Here is a 16,961-nt window from a genome sequence, read left to right as displayed (position 1 = left end):
GCGCGAATGTAAATCGCTGGAAATCGACAAATGAATTGAGAACTCAAGCGGTTAGTTCATTACCATAAATAAGATCTAACGCTTACACTACAATGAGTGTGATGACCTACAGCCCAACAAGAGGCAATGGTTATCGCTATGCCCCCATACTCATAATTGTTAAGGATATAACATGTCTGAAATGCGCACCCTTGGCGAGTTCATTGTTTCAAAACAAGCGGACTTCCCCCACGCTAGCGGTGATCTTTCATCTCTTATCTCTTCGATTCGACTTGCTGCAAAGATCGTAAACAGAGAAATCAACAAAGCTGGTTTAGTCGATATTACTGGTGCTGTCGGTACTGATAACATTCAAGGTGAAGAGCAACAGAAGCTGGATCTTTACGCGAACGACAAATTTAAAGCCGCACTTGAAGCGCGCGATCAAGTTTGTGGTGTTGCCAGTGAAGAAGAAGATGAAGCCGTTGCTTTTAATAAAGAACTGAACAAAAACGCGAAATATGTTGTGCTAATGGACCCGCTGGATGGTTCATCAAATATCGATGTTAACGTTTCTGTTGGTACGATTTTCTCAATTTATCGCCGCGTTTCCCCCGTTGGTACCCCTCCAACACAGGAAGACTTCCTTCAGCCTGGGAACAAGCAGGTTGCCGCGGGTTATGTCGTTTACGGCTCATCGACCATGCTGGTTTACACCACCGGCAACGGCGTGAACGGTTTTACTTATGATCCTTCGATTGGCACTTTCTGTCTTTCTCATCCAGATATGATGACGCCCGACGATGGTAAAATTTACTCTATCAATGAAGGGAACTACATTCGTTTCCCGACAGGGGTAAAAAAGTACATTAAATACTGCCAAGAAAATGTGCCGGAAGATGGTCGCCCGTATACGTCTCGATACATTGGTTCACTGGTTTCAGACTTCCACCGTAACCTGCTTAAAGGCGGTATCTACCTTTACCCAAGCACTCAAAGCCACCCTAACGGTAAACTGCGCTTGTTGTACGAATGCAACCCAATGGCATTTATCATTGAACAGGCAGGGGGTTCTGCTTCCGATGGTGTTAATCGCATCTTGGATCTAAAACCCACTGAATTACACCAACGCGTGCCTTTCTTTACGGGCTCTAAAAGCATGGTTGAAAAAGTTGAAGAGTTCATTGAAAAGAACCAAGACTGATCATCGATAAAATTAAAGGTAAGCGATGAGTACGTTCGCTTACCTTACTTTATTTCTTGCATGCTTTTTTTGCTTTAATTCAGTAACCACCAGCCAAGGTGTCACCGATCTCTTCGCCCTTCTTGAACAACACTCCACTCCCGACAGATTCATCGCCAATGATTAAAGTGATGATATTTTTCAATTCTAAATCTACCAACTAGACTTACATAGCTGACTAATTATTCCTTAGAGGAGCTCGAAATGAGTCTAAAAAATGTCCCCGCAGGCCTATCTCTGCCTGACGATATTTATGTCGTTATCGAAATTCCTGCGAATGCAGATCCTATCAAGTACGAAGTAGATAAAGACACGGGCGCCGTTTTCGTCGACCGCTTCATGTCGGCCCCGATGTTTTATCCATGTAATTATGGCTACATCAATCACACTCTTTCTTTAGATGGTGATCCTGTCGATGTACTGGTCCCGACGCCTTTTCCGTTGATACCTGGATCGGTGATTCGTTGTCGACCGGTTGCTGTATTGAAGATGAGCGATGAGTCAGGGGAAGATGCGAAAGTCTTTGCGGTACCGCACCAAAAGCTATCAAAAGAATACGACAATATTCAAGATGTCGACGACATACCAGCGCTTCTAAAAGCACAAATCACGCACTTTTTTGAGCGTTACAAAGAATTAGAAAGTGGTAAATGGGTAAAAGTGGAAGGCTGGGAAGATATCAATTCAGCAAAAGAAGAGATTGTTCAGTCTTTTAAACGAGCTAAAACATAAGCACGATGTGTAGTGATGAAAAGAGTGATAAAGCTTAGCTGCCTGTAACCCATTAAGCAGCTAAGGCTCTACGAATCAACATGCTGTCTCTACATGAGTGATCCTGACTCTCTGCCAGAGTCATAATCCGCACGGAAAAAGACGTTTACGTCATCGCATATTCCTCGGTAAGGCTTTCCTGACACGCCGAGCATACGAGCATCTTGAGCGCAATATTCTGCTTTACCTTCTTGGTAACCCTTATCGTACGCCATGTATAGGTTGTCGTTGAGCACACCTTTTTCATCGAGCTTATTTAGCCTAGATTGAGAGTCATACAGCTGGCCGTCTATTGCTCTTTGCTTACCGAACTCAGCCCAATCATTTACAGCGTATGAATCTGGCGTTTGTACCTGTGCACAGCCCACCATAAATAAGACCACTAATAAATATAAGTACTTCATTGTTTATCCCCCGTGACATGAAGTTGAAGCGATAACCACTATCGTTCATCCACTTACAACGAGACCCGATAGCCATTAGTTTTCTTTCACTTATCAATACGTGTATCGAATAAAAAAGATCACTCAAATTCAAATTGATAAAGCAAATCGACGGCATTATCAGCACCCGATAAGACTTCAAGGTAAAGATCACTCATTAAACGGTATCGGACAGTAAACTCCCCAATGGATTCGAAAATCCCAACCCCATACTTAACTTGCAGTCCAGGTAACACGTAACCACTAACTGTGACTTGAGATTCCTCACCAGAGCCCGCCGTATCTAATTGTAGGTCTTGGACACCAAAAGCTTCACCAATTTCGCCAACCACCTTACCGCTTTTCGCTAAACTCAGGCCAATCAATGTGGTTGTCATCGCATTGCCGCCGGTTTCGGCGTCGATATCCTGCCCTCGTAGAAGATATGACAACGCATTCGCTTGTGGCATAGCGGGCTCAGAGAAAATAGTAACACTAGGCTCGTCAGCCGGGCCATCCACTCGTACCCCTGCAACGACATCATCTCGGGTATTGTCTGGATTCCGAATCGCACTAATGGAGACATACGGTTGATCCGCCGGGCCATTCATTAGAATCTTGCCTTCATCTATAATCAATTCTTGACCAAAAGAACGATACGAGCCATCGACGATATTAATTTCACCGTGAATGATTGGGCCTTTGTCTTTTTGCGTGACGTTCAGCTTACCTACTAGATTGCCTTCGAGCCCAAAGGCGGACAACGTGAATTCATCACCAATAGAAATGTTGATATCCGTTTCAATAGCAAAAATACTCGAGCCCGAGTCATCGATAGGTTCGAGCTGAGCATTCAAAATAACCTGATCTTTTGAGATACCAATGGCACTTGGTGGAAGCTCTTCTACAACAATGTTACCCCATGGTAAATCGATGCTTCCCGTCACCTTAGCGTATTCTGGCGATAGGCTGATCGTCATGTCTGGACTCACTTTCATTTCAATCATCGGGGGCTGACTGACCAACAACTTATCAGCAAAAACTCGAATATTGCTATTCCAGGCCTCAAGATCCGTCCAGTTAGCATCGCCTTGAATATTCAGTGGTCCGTCTGGAGTATCGATGTTTGCCTCTAAATTGGCTTTCGTCCCTGAAAATTTAGCAACCACTTCTCCACTTTGGATATCCAGAGGAGAGACCTCACCTTTCAGTATTAGATCATCGACTCTTAGATCGCCAATCACCTTAGGCTGAGCGAGTGAGCCACTTAACGCCAATTGTGAATTGATCTGCGCATCAAACTCACTGTACTCACCAAGAAGCGGGGCAAGAAAATCCAATCCAATTTGAGACACACGAATATCACCGGCTAACTCTTTATCTGCAACAGTAATATTGGGGATCGTAATATCACCTGACAACTCGCCATTATCGGTAAAGTCCAACAGCCAATTGGCTTGCAGTTGGTTTTCAGCAAGATTTGCATTAAACGCCATCGAATTCCAGCCAATCACTAGTGGGGCATCTGGCATGCCGCTGAACTGACCTTTTGGCATTTCAACGTCAACCGTAACCTCAGGTGCAACGTCTGGCGCCCACTTGGCGCGTGCTTGAGCATTTACCTCTCCATCGACGACGACACCTTGTGGCATAAAAGCAGCCAATTGAGAAAAACTGAACCGGTTAACCGACAATCGTGCTTCACCTTTCTCACCGACACTGATGTCGTTATCGAGACACACCGACGCATTGTCTTGCAGCCAGCAGTGAGCAGCAATGAATGCTTGCTGGTTATCCGTATCGAAACCAACCGGTGTGCTCTTGTTGAGCGTCCACTGACCTTGCTCTGTACTGAACAACATACGCTCTAAATCACCACTCCAGCTTAGCGTTGGCTCTTGCTGAAGCTCCCCTGAAATGGCGAGATTGGTCGCCACAATATCGGACCCCACCTCTAGCATCAGGTTATGATCATTCAGTGATCCTGCAAGTTTAAGATCGACACTATCCACCACATTGTTCTGGTACTGAATAGTACTCGCTTGTAAATGAAGGTCGGCATAAGGTTCTGGAAGTGGTTTAAGATCGCCAGAGATCGTCAGCTGTTGCAGGCTTGCTTCTTCACGCCAATCGACGTTGTTTGCGGTTAATGTTAGGGTGACGCTTGGCTCTTCAATCTTCCCTTTTAGCGACACATCCCCTACCACTGAACCGTTAAGATCAGGCACCGACTTGGCGAGATCAGGAATATTTAAAGCCACGTTCATTTGCCAAGTTTGACTAAGCTCTCCTTTGGCTTGGACAGAGTTAGGCCCGTGAGCAAGCGTCAAACTTGGGGTTTGAATGCTGAACTCCCCCTTTCCTTCTTTATCGGACGCGAACAATGAGCCAGCAATATTAAGCGGGTAGTCCCTTAAAATCCCGTCGATATCAATGACCGTGGTCTCGGTTATCCACCCCCCTTCCGGAGTTAACGAACCTTGGGTATGAATATCCCCGCTGATGTTCCCTTCAGCCTCAGGCCAATACAGGCCTGGCTGAATTTGATTCAGATGAAGTTTTCCTTGCCAATTGATGGGCGCATTCCAATTTGCAAAGACTTCACCCTCAACGGTTCCACCAAGCGTTGATAATGCTATCTCGCGCAGCTCTATTTGTTCTAGGTTGCCATTGCCTTTCACCTCAACATCGAGATCAGGGAGACTCACCCCTTTGATGCCCGCTTTTAAATCAAGTTCGTAGCCTTCTAAACTGCCCGAACTGGACAATTTATTAATCGCTACCTGATAATCAGCCGCCCCAGTAAGAGGCCACTGTGCATTCATTTTGTTGAGCAAGAGTTGATACGGCAACGTCGGCTCTAGTGGTTTTACGTTGCCTTGTAGATGGGCTTCGATTAATCCACTCAACTGACTTTCAATGGTAAGATCAGCCACACTTCCCGAGGCTGATAGAGCAATTTTTTGTCCATTCGCTTGAGGGTGTTTCACATCTGCAGATAACTTGGCATTCAGTGGGTAAGCCCCTTGAAGATCCACATCGGCAAACAAATTAGCTTTCACTTCTGGCATATCAAGATCAAGCGTTTTAATGACTACCTTCGAACCAGACGCACTCGCTTCTAACCCGAGATGATTGATTGAAATCGGCGACTCTTGCTCTAGCTTAAACTGCTTAATATCGAACCGTTCAACGACTAACGATAATGGCATCGTAAACGGGGGCAATACGATAGGGCTAGGGTCTGAGCTGTTCTCTATAGGTGACGTCGATGAGCTCTCTTTCCCCTCTACTGAAGGCGCTAAAGATAGCGAAATATCCTGCCAAAGGGTCGGGAATAGTCGCAGCTGATTGTTCTGGAATCTTGCTCCGGCATTTAGGCTTTGCCAAGTGACTCTGTTATGTAAAATATCGAGATCAATATTGGATAGCCTGACACGGCTAATGTGAATTGGGATCGGGGTGGATAATTTAAAAGGTTTATCGTTTGTGTTAACCGTGGCTTCCGGCTCTTCTGACTCGGCCAGCTCAGGCATTGAAAAGTTCAAGCCATCGACGGCCAGATCGTTAATGCAAATGGATGGTTCTAAGAAGCAACTCGGATTCACGGCAAGCGTCAATGATTGAGCGTCAAACTGAATCAATAACGCCTCATCCTGAAAAGCGACTTTTTTTAGAGTAAATCTGGGAAATACAGAACCTTGGGTGCTTCCGATTTGTAACTGAGGCACCGCGTTCTGCGCTCCCCACACAAGCACATTTAACCCCGTATTGGTGTACAGTAAACCAATCACGAAAACCAACACCAGTAACACCAACGAGGTCACCGTAATGGACAACCATTTTGTCCATTTTAAGACGATTTTCTTCATAACTCAGGACCTAGTGTAAAGTGGATCTGATATTCATCGCCTTCTTCTGCATCTAACCCTAACGCAAAATCAAGCCGAATAGGCCCCACTGGCGATGCCCATCGAACCCCAACACCTGTGCCCGCTTTAAAGTCGGCTTTTTGGTTAAATGCACTACCATAATCATAGAAAGCCGCTACCCACCAATTACCCACTAGGCGATATTGATACTCTAACGAGGTGGTCACCATATATTGGCCCCCGGTCAATGCACCACTTTCATCTTTTGGCGAAATAGATTCATAGCTATAGCCACGTAAGTTGTTATCGCCCCCGGCAAAAAACAGCAATGATGGGGAGAGTTTTTCAAACTCTTCAGTAAAGTTAGCGCCTCCATCAACCCGAAATAGGCCTCGGTGATTATTGCCTATTCCTCTAATCCATGACGTCCCACCAACCAAACGCACTAAACGGGTTTCAGACAATAAAGCCGGATCGCCATATTCAAACGTTATGGTTTGGCGATCCCCCCACATTGGCATGCTGCCACCTTTCGTGCGTGTACGAGAAAAGGACACACCTGGCAAAACAAAGTGGCCAACATCGTCTTGTAACCCTTGTTCATAGTTTTCAATCAAATAGCGTGCTCTCACCGTTTGATGCCAACCATTATCAAGTAACCAATGTCGACCAATAGACAGGTTAGATTCCAGACTGTTGGTATCGCGGCTATCGACCTTTTTCATACCGTACTGAATTTTATAATACTCATGCAAAGCATCATCTAACGGGATCTTATAACCTGCAACCACACTCTGCTCTGGCTTTGACAAAGAAATACTGCTGTTAAAACTGTGTCCACGATCGTTCACCCAAGGTTTATTCCACTTCAAGGTTCCTCGAACACCCACATCGGTTGAATAACCCAGACCGGTTTCTAATTGATTTCTTGATTGAGGAGATAAAGACACCTTCATTGGGAGCTCACGACCTTCATCTAAGCGAGTTAGATCTGGCTCAACAAAGACGGAGGAAAACCAATCGGTATTAGAGAGATTTTGATTGTATTCTCCGACCTTTGACACAAGGTATGGATCGCCGGATTGATATGGCTGCAAAGATTGAACCCGTTCATCTCTGATTTGGCTACCAGAAATCGATGTAGACCCAAAGTGATAACGCATGCCACTGTCGTAGTGTAAGCGCACCATTGCCTTGTTTTGGCTCGGCACGATTTCTAAGCTGCTCTTAGTAAAATCACCTTTAAAGTACCCTTTTTGTAAAGCCTGACTGCGAATGGATGATTTCAGTGCATCATAACGTCCATGGTTAACGGGTTGATTTAGCGTCAATCCACTTTCTGCAATGAGTTTTGAAAAGGCAGGGTCTTGTTGAGCTTCGCCTGTGACGATGATGTCCAGTTCCGTAAGCAGTACGGGATCGCCTTTCTCCACATGGACAATGAGCTGTTTATCTTCAATAACTTCAAAGCGAAACTTAGGGTTGTAGTATCCGAGGGCATTAAGCGCTTCGGTCATGCTATTACTCAAGCGAGACTTAAAACGCAATGTGATTTCATAATCATTTTCAGGAATCGACAACAAGTAAGCATCAACATTATCCAGCAATTCCCCCTCTAAGCCGACAATACTTAACTTAACTTCGTTAGCATTAACAAAGCCAGATAAGACAAGGCTGAATATAAAAACTGGAAATCGCTTAATGAACATGCTTAATTATTACAAACCTAAAATGAGTATTACGGCGAATAAAAATGATACCTAGATTAACTCGGTTAGTCTTTAGCTATGTCAACGTATTCGCATTATTTGTTCATTCTCCCGTACTAATAAGGTCTTACATACCATGGGCTCAACCGCGAACAACATAAAAACAAGCTTGGTGTCACCTCAAGATGCTCTTAAAGGCAGAGAGGAAAGTATCCTGGCGCCAGCCGTTCACTTTGTCACTCAAACCCCTATCCGTCATTCACCTCAAGAAGGCCAACAGCAGGTTTTATTGGGGTTAGGCTGCTTTTGGGGTGCAGAACGCCTATTCTGGCAGCTTGACGGCGTGACCTGCACAACCGTTGGATACGCGGGTGGTTACACAAAAAACCCAACCTATAACGAAGTGTGCACAGGCCAAACGGGTCACACTGAAGTCGTTCAAGTGTTCTTTGATCCTGCGGTTATTTCTTTTTCGCAACTTCTGACATATTTTTGGGAACGACACAACCCGACTCAAGGTATGCAACAAGGAAACGACTCCGGGACTCAATATCGATCGGCTATTTATGTCTATGATGAAGAGCAAGCAAGCACGGCTATAGATTCGCAACAACGCTACCAAGCACTATTGACCGAGCAAGGAAAAGGCATCATTACGACCGAAATACTGCCAGCAGGCCAGTTCTACTATGCGGAAGAATATCACCAGCAGTATTTGGCGAAGAACCCCAATGGGTATTGCGGGCTAGGTGGAACCGGTGTGTGCTTTGTCAAATAATCCATCAAGATCACAGCTTAGCCATTTGATTATCAGCCTTTTTCTCGGCTTGGGACTATACTTTTTCGGCGTAATTAAAAGGAAAAAAATAATGACTAAAAAACCACTTGTTACCCTACTACTCGCTTGCTCTCCATTGTTCGCTGCGGCTCATAACCTATCTTTGGGCCAACCCGTGATTGATGTTGAGGTCACAAGCTATGGTGAGATCATACTGACGGATAACGAAACCCGTTATCAACCTTGGGACAATCAATCCATGCTTGGTAAAGTTCGTGTCATTCAAGCCATTGCAGGACGCGGTAGCTCCAAAGAACTCAATGCGCCTCTTATGGCAGCCATTACCGCCGCAAAATTCCCAGTAGAAGCGTACCAAACGACCACCATTATTAATCAAGATGATGCAATGTGGGGAACAGGCTCTATTGTGAAATCTAAAGCTCAAACCAGTAAAGAAGAGTTCCCTTGGTCATCAATGGTACTCGATTCCGATGGTGTGGTAGCCAACACCTGGGGGCTAGAAAAAGAATCGTCCGCCATCATCGTTCAAAGTAAATCAGGTGAAGTACTGTTTATTAAAGAAGGCGCACTCGATGACAGTGACGTGACATCAGTATTAGCACTAATTCGTGAGCACTTGTAATCGACCATTTGGAAACACCACAACGAAATAAAGCGATGGCCTGAATGCTGTCGCTTTTTTAAGTGAACACAGAAGTGGACATAAACAAAAGTTCTTAACGTTAGTTCAAATTGTGCTGACAATTCCCCAAGGGTTATTGTTATACTATAACATTGAAACTCCATAGGACCTTTCTTTTGCCATCAACTCATCCAATACAGTCTGTAAATAGATTTGTCGTTGCTTGCGCACTGATCGGCGTCTTGTGGCTCAACTTCGCCTATATTGAACATCAAACCGACTTAACGCCTGAGCATCACAATCAACACCAATGTGAGCTTTTTTCTGGCTTAGGTAATGGGTTAAACCATTCACTGACACTCGCCGATATGACTGTAACCCAATACAGTCCGTTACTGACTTACATGGCAAACACGGTTACTGCTTCTTTTTATGCCTATTTGGCTCGCTCACCACCGCGTTCACTGATCTCTGAACAATCGTGTTTTTTATATTAACCATTTAGGATTAGAACCAATGCAAATTAAGACAACTATCGCGACCAGTATCGGCTTACTTTTGAGCTTTCCTTCTCTTGCAGACGATACGTTCCGTCAGCATGATGCCCACGTACATGGCCATGTTGAGTTCAACATTGCGCAAGATGCCCACGAGCTACTGATTGAAATTACCGCACCTGGTGCTGACGTTGTAGGCTTTGAACACCAACCCCAAAATGAACAGCAAACAGAGCAGTTATCAAACGCTGTCAAAGTGCTCAATGAAGCGAGCAATGTTGTCTCTTTAAATAGCTCAGCCAAATGTCATATCGAGTATAAATCCGTGACTCATACTTTGGGTGATGACAATCATGATCATGATGAAAAACACGAACATCATGACCATGACAAACATGCACATCATGATGATGAAAAACACGAGCATCATGACCATGACAAACATGAACATCATGATGATGAAAAACACGAGCATCATGACCATGACAAGCACGAACATCATGATGATGAAAAACACGAGCATCATGACCATGACAAGCACGAACACCATGATGATGAAAAACACGAACATCATGACCATGACAAGCATGAACATCACGATGATGAAAAACACGAACATCATGACCATGATCACAGTGATGGGCACGGAACCTTCACCGTTGAGTACCATTTTCATTGTGATGACATAAACAAACTGCAAACTGTCTCGACAGATTGGTTTACATTGTTTGAACCAACTCAATCGATCAGTGTCAACTTACTCACAGATAAAGCGCAATCCGCGACTAAGTTAACGCCAAAAAACAACACACTATCTTTCTAACCTGTTTTGTTAGGGGGTGATTCCCCCTAACAAACTTTTAATGATTGGAATTTGAGATGGACAGCACCCTGTCTGATGCCGTGACTCCGGTTGTCAACATTACGAACTTACGTTTCTCTTGGCCAAATGCCCACCAAGCGATTTTAGATATCCCTGAATTCTCTATTTTAGAAGGTGAACACGTCTTCATTAAAGGCCCCAGTGGCTGCGGAAAATCGACACTTCTAGGATTGCTTACTGGCATCAACCAAGTTCAACAAGGCCGAGTGGATGTGCTAGGGACGGAGATTCGATCACTAAGCCCAAGCTTACGCGATAAATTCCGAGCGGATAACATCGGGTATATCTTTCAGCAATTTAACTTATTGCCTTATTTAAGTGTGATTGAAAATGTCATTTTACCCTGCCAGTTTTCTTCTCGACGCAAGCAGCAACTTCAACAATCGATGCAGCAAGAAGCGAAAGATCTATTGAGCCGTTTGCATTTGCCGCAAGAGCTCCTCGACAAGCCGGTGATTGAACTCAGTATCGGCCAACAACAGCGTGTGGCTGCCGCGCGAGCATTAATCGGTTCACCCAAGCTGATTATCGCGGATGAACCAACCTCCGCACTCGATCACGACAACCGAACGGCCTTCATTGAGTTACTTCTAGAGCAAGCGAACCTAGCCAACTCAACCTTAGTGTTTGTGAGTCACGATCCAACTCTCGAAGCACTCTTTGATCGCTCCATTAACCTAAAGCAACTGAATAAAGCAGGTGAAAGCCAATGACTGCGATAACTAGCCTAGCTTGGAAGAGCGTTCGAAACCGCAAAACTACCGCCATTCTAACTATTTTAACCGTCGCTATTTCCGTCATATTGCTGATGGGTGTCGAGCGGATCCGAACTCAAGCCAAAGACAGCTTTGCCAATACCATATCGGGCACCGATTTAATCATCGGTGGCCGTTCAGGGCAGGTGAATTTACTGCTCTATTCTGTGTTCAGAATCGGAAATGCCACCAACAACATCGACTGGAAAAGCTATCAAGAGTTCAGTCAACATAACGCGGTTGACTGGGCCATTCCAATTTCACTGGGGGATTCTCATCGTGGATTTAGAGTCATGGGAACCAATGAAAGCTACTTCCAACACTATAAATACGGAAGTAAGCAATCACTAACCTTCAATAGTGGTCAGTCATTTAATCAGCTATTTGAAACGGTGGTGGGCTCGGATGTGGCTAAATCTCTTGGTTACCAGGTTGGCAGTGAAATCATTATTGCCCATGGCATCGGAGATGTCGGGTTTGCGAGACACGATAATCTTCCCTTTACCGTCGTCGGTATTCTTGCACCAACAGGAACTCCAGTAGATAAAACTGTGCATGTTTCACTGGAAGCGATTGAAGCCATTCATGTCGGCTGGGAGTCAGGTGCGCACTTAGGGAACACGCCATCAGCCGAACGACTGAGTCAACATCAATTTGAACCGAAGCAAATCACAGCAATGATGGTGGGACTGAAATCAAAAATTCAGACCTTTGCATTGCAACGCCAAATTAACACTTACACGCAAGAGCCTCTTAGCGCCATCATGCCTGGTGTTGCACTTCATGAACTTTGGGGAATGATGTCTGTCGCAGAGCAAGCCCTTATGGCTGTTTCGGTATTTGTTGTTATTGCTGGTCTCCTTGGTATGCTCAGTAGCCTCTTAACCAGCTTGCAAGAGCGCAGAAGAGAAATGGCCATCCTCAGAGCAATGGGAGCGCGACCAAGGCATGTGTTTGCACTATTGATAAGTGAAGCGAGTGCGCTGACATTTTTAGGTATCTTAGTCGGCGTAGGCGGCTTATATTTCGCTTTGGCCATTGGGCAACCTATCATTCAGCAACAATTTGGGATCACCATCACCATGGGGGCCATTACAGCCTATGAATGGATTCTATTAGGGTTTGTCCAACTTGCTGGTATCATCATCGGCTTTATTCCAGCGCTAAGAGCTTATCGACAATCGCTTAGTGATGGCATGACAATCAGAATTTAGGTAACACTATGAACAAAATTTTCTTATCGATAATGCTGTGTTTTTCGGCCCTGCTACCCAATATCGCCCTAGCGTCTGACGATGCAATGGTACTTGATTGGATTGATTTAGTGCCTGAAAATGAGCGTAATCAATTTGATGCGGTAGGGATGCCGGCTTTAGATCACTCTGGTGATGTAATGGCACAGTCTAAGGTAGGTTCGGTACGCCAAGAACTGAACAACAGCATAGTCAAAATACCGGGCTTTGTTATCCCACTCGAAGGGGATGCAAACAAGGTAACTGAATTTCTTTTGGTGCCGTATTTTGGAGCATGTATTCACGTTCCACCGCCGCCACCAAATCAAATCATTTACGTGAAATTCCCTGAAGGCGCACCCGTTCAACAACTGTGGGATGTGATATATGTAATAGGGACGTTAAAAACAGAAACGCTCAGTCACGAACTTGCTGAAACCGCGTATTTAATAGAAGGGACAGCCATCGCTGAATACGATGATATGTAATTGTTAAATCAGTTTAAAGCCTATCAATCCTCTATTTTATGATAGAAAACTAGATAAATACGCTAGCACAGCCATATATAGCAGTAATAGCAAAGCGATTGATAGGTGCTTCTTAAATTTATTCTCTTTTACGTACTTCATAAACCCTCACAACCAATGATAACAACTTTAACAAATTGTTATCATTTTGGGTAGTCTCATTTTTTAACTGCCATTCTTTGTTTCTCTAGAACTCCGATTCATAACACGTTACATTTTAATCAGTTGAAACTACTCAGTGGCATGAGGAAATATGCATGGCAAACGATAATAAGCCCGTCACTATCGAACACGAATCGACAGGCAGTAGCACAAAGCAGCAAGAGAAAAAGTCGAGTTATATTAAAGACAGCGCAAGCTGCGTGCTGAATATTGCTCAAACCTACGGCTTAGATGCGTTACTTCAAGACGATTCTGGTGACCTATCTCCTCTTGACCGTGCACTGAAAAGAGAACGAAAACGTCAAGAACAACGCCAAAAAAATCTAGAGCAAATTTTAAAAGCCACGCACATGGCATGTCGTGATGAAACGGCAGGAAAACCAGACAAAGATTGGCTATATCGCTACTTTGATATGGCGCAAGAGATACACAACCCTTCAATGCAGAGGCTATGGGCTCAAGTTTTAAAAAGAGAAATTACCAACCCAGGCTCAACCTCAATGAAAGCACTCAAAATATTACAAGACATGAGTCCGAAGGAAGCACAAGTTCTGCAGAAGGCAGCGTCTCTAGCCTGCAGTTTCGGTGCAGACAACAGTAAGAAGCTATTGGTTGGCTATAAAGCACGCAATGGTATTTTTAGCTTAGGGAAACGAGATACGACAACCGCGGTCAATACAGGCAACTTCCAATTACCCTATTCAAGCCTCTTAGTGCTGATCGAGCTCGGTTTACTGCACGGTACTGAACTCGAATCTGGAGAGATCGAAGTGGATCCACCCCTTCCACTCAGTTATCAAGGGAAGAATCACTCTCTCCAACCTCAAGGGAAAGGAACTCGGCTGCTCTATTACCGCTTTACCCCGACGGGAAATGAACTGTGTAAACTACTCGGAAATAAACCGAATACTCAGTACTACGACCAAGTGATCGCACTACTGAGTCAAAAATTTATCGTGCACTCAGATGTAAAAGGCACAATACATCACACCGTTTAATCGGCTTGAATAATGCCTTGAGCTTTCAGTACCACAAGGCATTGTTCGACTAACTCGTCAATCGTGTACTTACCCGCCAGTAAATCAATCTCAGGATCAACAGGCGCCTCATACACGGAGTCAATGCCAGTAAAGTTAGCAATTTCACCCGCTCTCGCTTTCTTATAAAGACCTTTAGGATCACGCTTCTCACACACATCTAAAGGTGCATTGACAAAGACCTCCAGAAACTCACCATCAGGCAGCATCTCACGGACTAACTGACGCTCTGAACGGTGTGGAGAAATGAAAGCAGACAATACTATAAGCCCAGCATCGGCCATCAATTTAGACAACTCGCCAATGCGACGAATGTTTTCTCGGCGATCTTTTTCTGAGAAGCCCAGATCACTGCATAAACCGTGACGAACATTATCACCATCAAGCAAATACGTGTGGTAGCCCATTTCTGCAAGCCTATTTTCAAGTGCGCCGGCAACCGTTGATTTCCCAGCACCAGACAACCCAGTAAACCAAAGCACTGATGGCTTCTGTTGCTTTATCTTCGCTCGGTATGTTTTATCTATAACATGTTGGTGCCAAACAACATTTTCATCTTTATTTTGCGTCAATGTCGTCATTGCATGGCCCTCATAGTTCGTTTCTTAGCACTCTTTCTCACAATACAGTCCTTTAAATTAAAATGGAAAGAAAACAGGGATTAGGCTTAATACAAGCACTGAATACACAATCGAAATTGGGATCCCTATTTTGATATAATCGGTCAGCCTATAGTTGCCAACACTGTAAACCATAAGGTTCGTTTGGTACCCATAAGGGGAAATAAAACTCGCACTTGCACCAAATAGTACCGCCATGATGAATGGCATAGGATCAACGTTGTATCCCAATGCCATGCTATAAGCGATGGGAAAAGCTAAGGCTGCTGCTGCATTGTTGGTCACTAACTCGGTTAAGATCAACGTCATCAAATACACCGCGATCAATGCCCCAAAGACGCCCCAACCATTAAAGGCTTCCATAAACATTTCGCCCATCCTCATCGACAAACCGGAAGAGAGCATCAACTGAGCGATCGACAGCGCGGATCCAACGATAACAACGATATCGACGGGAAAACGGCGGCGTAATTCGTTGATTTTGACAATTCCACACGCCAGCATCACCAGCAAATAGACAAGCAGCCCTTTGATAATAGGCACGACTTCAGTCAAGGCCAGACTAATAACCAAAGCAAAACCGAATAGCACGATGCTGGATTTATTGGCATCAAGCTTGGCACTCGAATCCAAATCATTAATCAATACAAATTCACGGCGATGAGCACGGCGCTCCGTTTCAAAACGCTTTCCTGGCACCAACACCAAGGTGTCTCCAGCCGCTAAAACAATATTACCTAAGCCGCCTTCTAGACGCTCATGGCCTCTTCTGATAGCGACCACAACGGCATCAAATCTGTCTCTGAAGTGGCTCGATTTGAGTGTTTTGTTGCAAAAGCTCGCCGATGAGCTCACGACAGCCTCTATAAAGCCCTGACCATTAAGATGATGCTGTCCGAACAGGGTTAAACCTTGAATTTCTTGCAGCGTTGCTACGCTTTCTATGTCGCCACAAAACAGTAATCTGTCTTTGGCTTGAAGCACAAAATCCGGTTCAACCGATGGGACACTTTTCCCATCACGAATCACCTCTGCGAGAAAGAGTTTTCTCAAAGCGCGCAATTTATTTTCGCTAATACTTTTGTCCACCAGCGGAGAACCGGGCTCAACGATGGCTTCTAAGAAATAAGGTAAGTCATCTTGTCCATGATCATCATAATCCGGGAGAAGATAACTGAGTGGAATCAAAATTAGTACCCCACCGACTAATACCGCGAGGCCAATTAATGTCGGGGTAAAAAAGGTTAAACTGGGTAAGCCTACATCTTCAACAAAGCTGTTGATGATAAGGTTTGTTGAGGTGCCAATGAGAGTGAGTGTCCCCCCTAAAATCGCCGCATAAGAAAGTGGAATGAGGAGTTTTGACGGCGCATGTCTCTGGTTGCGTTTTATCGCCCCAATTAACGATACAACCACGGCAGTATTATTAGTAAAGGAAGACAATAATGCCGTGGATATACCCAGTTTTGCCACCACAGTGCCCAAGCGACCTTCAGAAATATTTCGGCTAACCCAACTGATTAAACGCGTTTTTTCTAAAGCACACGAGGCTAAAATCAACAAAACCAATGTTAATAAGGATGAATTAGTGAAATTAGTCGCAATGGATTTCAGCTCAATAGATCCAACCATAAAAGCTAAAAACGACGCTCCAGCAAAAATGATACTTGGCTTAATCCGTGTGACGAGCAAGCACGTGATGATGCCAAGTAGCATCGCCATAACCAATCCTTGCTCCCACATAATTCATCCTTAAATATGATAGTGACTGCTCACTTCATACTGTTACTTTTCCAATTGTTACTTTAATTTCTGGGTTTAAATACTTAAC

15 protein-coding genes are annotated in these 16,961 nt (G+C 44.5%); 10 read left to right on the top strand and 5 right to left on the bottom strand.

Going from position 1 to position 16,961, the window contains the following annotated elements; translation table 11 throughout:
* The first annotated feature begins 172 nt into the window (after positions 1-172).
* Together fbp and ppa are read left to right on the top strand one after the other, a co-directional pair.
* Positions 173-1,183, top strand: coding sequence for a class 1 fructose-bisphosphatase (gene fbp / locus QF117_RS07365; protein ID WP_282388400.1), 1,011 nt, complete (start codon positions 173-175; stop codon positions 1,181-1,183).
* A 243-nt stretch (positions 1,184-1,426) separates the two neighbouring features.
* On the top strand, positions 1,427-1,954 hold the full coding sequence (gene ppa, locus QF117_RS07360) for an inorganic diphosphatase (RefSeq protein ID WP_282388399.1): 528 nt from the start codon (positions 1,427-1,429) through the stop codon (positions 1,952-1,954).
* 89 nt (positions 1,955-2,043) lie between these two features.
* Here the strand turns inward: ppa and QF117_RS07355 are convergent, their stop codons facing one another.
* The 3 genes from QF117_RS07355 to QF117_RS07345 all read right to left on the bottom strand — a co-directional run bounded on the left by QF117_RS07355 (position 2,044) and on the right by QF117_RS07345 (position 7,996).
* Positions 2,044-2,397, bottom strand: a complete 354-nt coding sequence (locus QF117_RS07355) for a DUF2799 domain-containing protein (protein ID WP_282388398.1) — start codon at positions 2,395-2,397, stop codon at positions 2,044-2,046.
* A gap of 119 nt (positions 2,398-2,516) precedes the next feature.
* Entirely contained in the window at positions 2,517-6,287 is a 3,771-nt protein-coding gene (locus QF117_RS07350; protein ID WP_282388397.1) for a translocation/assembly module TamB domain-containing protein, read from the bottom strand.
* Positions 6,284-7,996 carry an autotransporter assembly complex family protein gene (locus QF117_RS07345; protein WP_282388396.1) on the bottom strand — a complete coding sequence of 571 codons (1,713 nt, stop codon included), beginning with the start codon at positions 7,994-7,996 and terminating at the stop codon, positions 6,284-6,286. The genes QF117_RS07350 and QF117_RS07345 overlap by 4 nt, the downstream gene beginning before the upstream one ends.
* A 136-nt stretch (positions 7,997-8,132) precedes the next feature.
* Here QF117_RS07345 and msrA point away from each other — a divergent pair, with 136 nt between their 5' ends.
* The 8 genes from msrA (at position 8,133) to QF117_RS07305 (ending at position 14,471) form a co-directional block, all read left to right on the top strand.
* The gene (msrA, locus tag QF117_RS07340) at positions 8,133-8,774 is read left to right on the top strand and encodes a peptide-methionine (S)-S-oxide reductase MsrA (RefSeq protein ID WP_282388395.1); all 642 of its coding nucleotides are present in this window, start codon (positions 8,133-8,135) and stop codon (positions 8,772-8,774) included.
* Between the two features lie 91 nt (positions 8,775-8,865).
* Entirely contained in the window at positions 8,866-9,417 is a 552-nt protein-coding gene (locus QF117_RS07335) for a YtfJ family protein (RefSeq protein ID WP_282388394.1), read from the top strand.
* Between the two features lie 176 nt (positions 9,418-9,593).
* Positions 9,594-9,914, top strand: coding sequence for a DUF2607 family protein (locus tag QF117_RS07330; protein ID WP_282388393.1), 321 nt, complete (start codon positions 9,594-9,596; stop codon positions 9,912-9,914).
* Positions 9,915-9,933: 19 nt separating this feature from the next.
* On the top strand, positions 9,934-10,737 hold the full coding sequence (locus tag QF117_RS07325) for a DUF2796 domain-containing protein (protein WP_282388392.1): 804 nt from the start codon (positions 9,934-9,936) through the stop codon (positions 10,735-10,737).
* 56 nt (positions 10,738-10,793) lie between these two features.
* Positions 10,794-11,510 carry an ABC transporter ATP-binding protein gene (locus tag QF117_RS07320; RefSeq protein ID WP_282388391.1) on the top strand — a complete coding sequence of 239 codons (717 nt, stop codon included), beginning with the start codon at positions 10,794-10,796 and terminating at the stop codon, positions 11,508-11,510.
* Positions 11,507-12,766: an ABC transporter permease gene (locus QF117_RS07315; protein WP_282388390.1), complete on the top strand. Its 1,260-nt coding sequence runs from the start codon at positions 11,507-11,509 to the stop codon at positions 12,764-12,766. Before QF117_RS07320 ends, QF117_RS07315 begins: the two co-directional genes overlap by 4 nt.
* Before the next feature lie 8 nt (positions 12,767-12,774).
* Positions 12,775-13,272: a DUF3299 domain-containing protein gene (locus tag QF117_RS07310; protein WP_282388389.1), complete on the top strand. Its 498-nt coding sequence runs from the start codon at positions 12,775-12,777 to the stop codon at positions 13,270-13,272.
* 296 nt (positions 13,273-13,568) lie between these two features.
* Positions 13,569-14,471, top strand: a complete 903-nt coding sequence (locus QF117_RS07305; RefSeq protein WP_282388388.1) for a TIGR03899 family protein — start codon at positions 13,569-13,571, stop codon at positions 14,469-14,471.
* On the opposite strand, the gene cysC is transcribed toward QF117_RS07305, so the two are convergent.
* A complete protein-coding gene (gene cysC / locus QF117_RS07300; RefSeq protein ID WP_282388387.1) occupies positions 14,468-15,091 on the bottom strand; it encodes an adenylyl-sulfate kinase in 624 nt (207 codons plus the stop codon). The two genes, QF117_RS07305 and cysC, sit on opposite strands and share 4 nt — an antisense overlap.
* 57 nt (positions 15,092-15,148) lie before the next feature.
* A complete protein-coding gene (locus QF117_RS07295) occupies positions 15,149-16,873 on the bottom strand; it encodes an SLC13 family permease (RefSeq protein ID WP_282388386.1) in 1,725 nt (574 codons plus the stop codon).
* Positions 16,874-16,961: the final 88 nt, after the last annotated feature.

Source organism: Vibrio sp. YMD68, from assembly GCF_029958905.1.
GTDB lineage: Bacteria > Pseudomonadota > Gammaproteobacteria > Enterobacterales > Vibrionaceae > Vibrio.
This window is presented reverse-complemented; position numbering and strand designations above follow the sequence as displayed.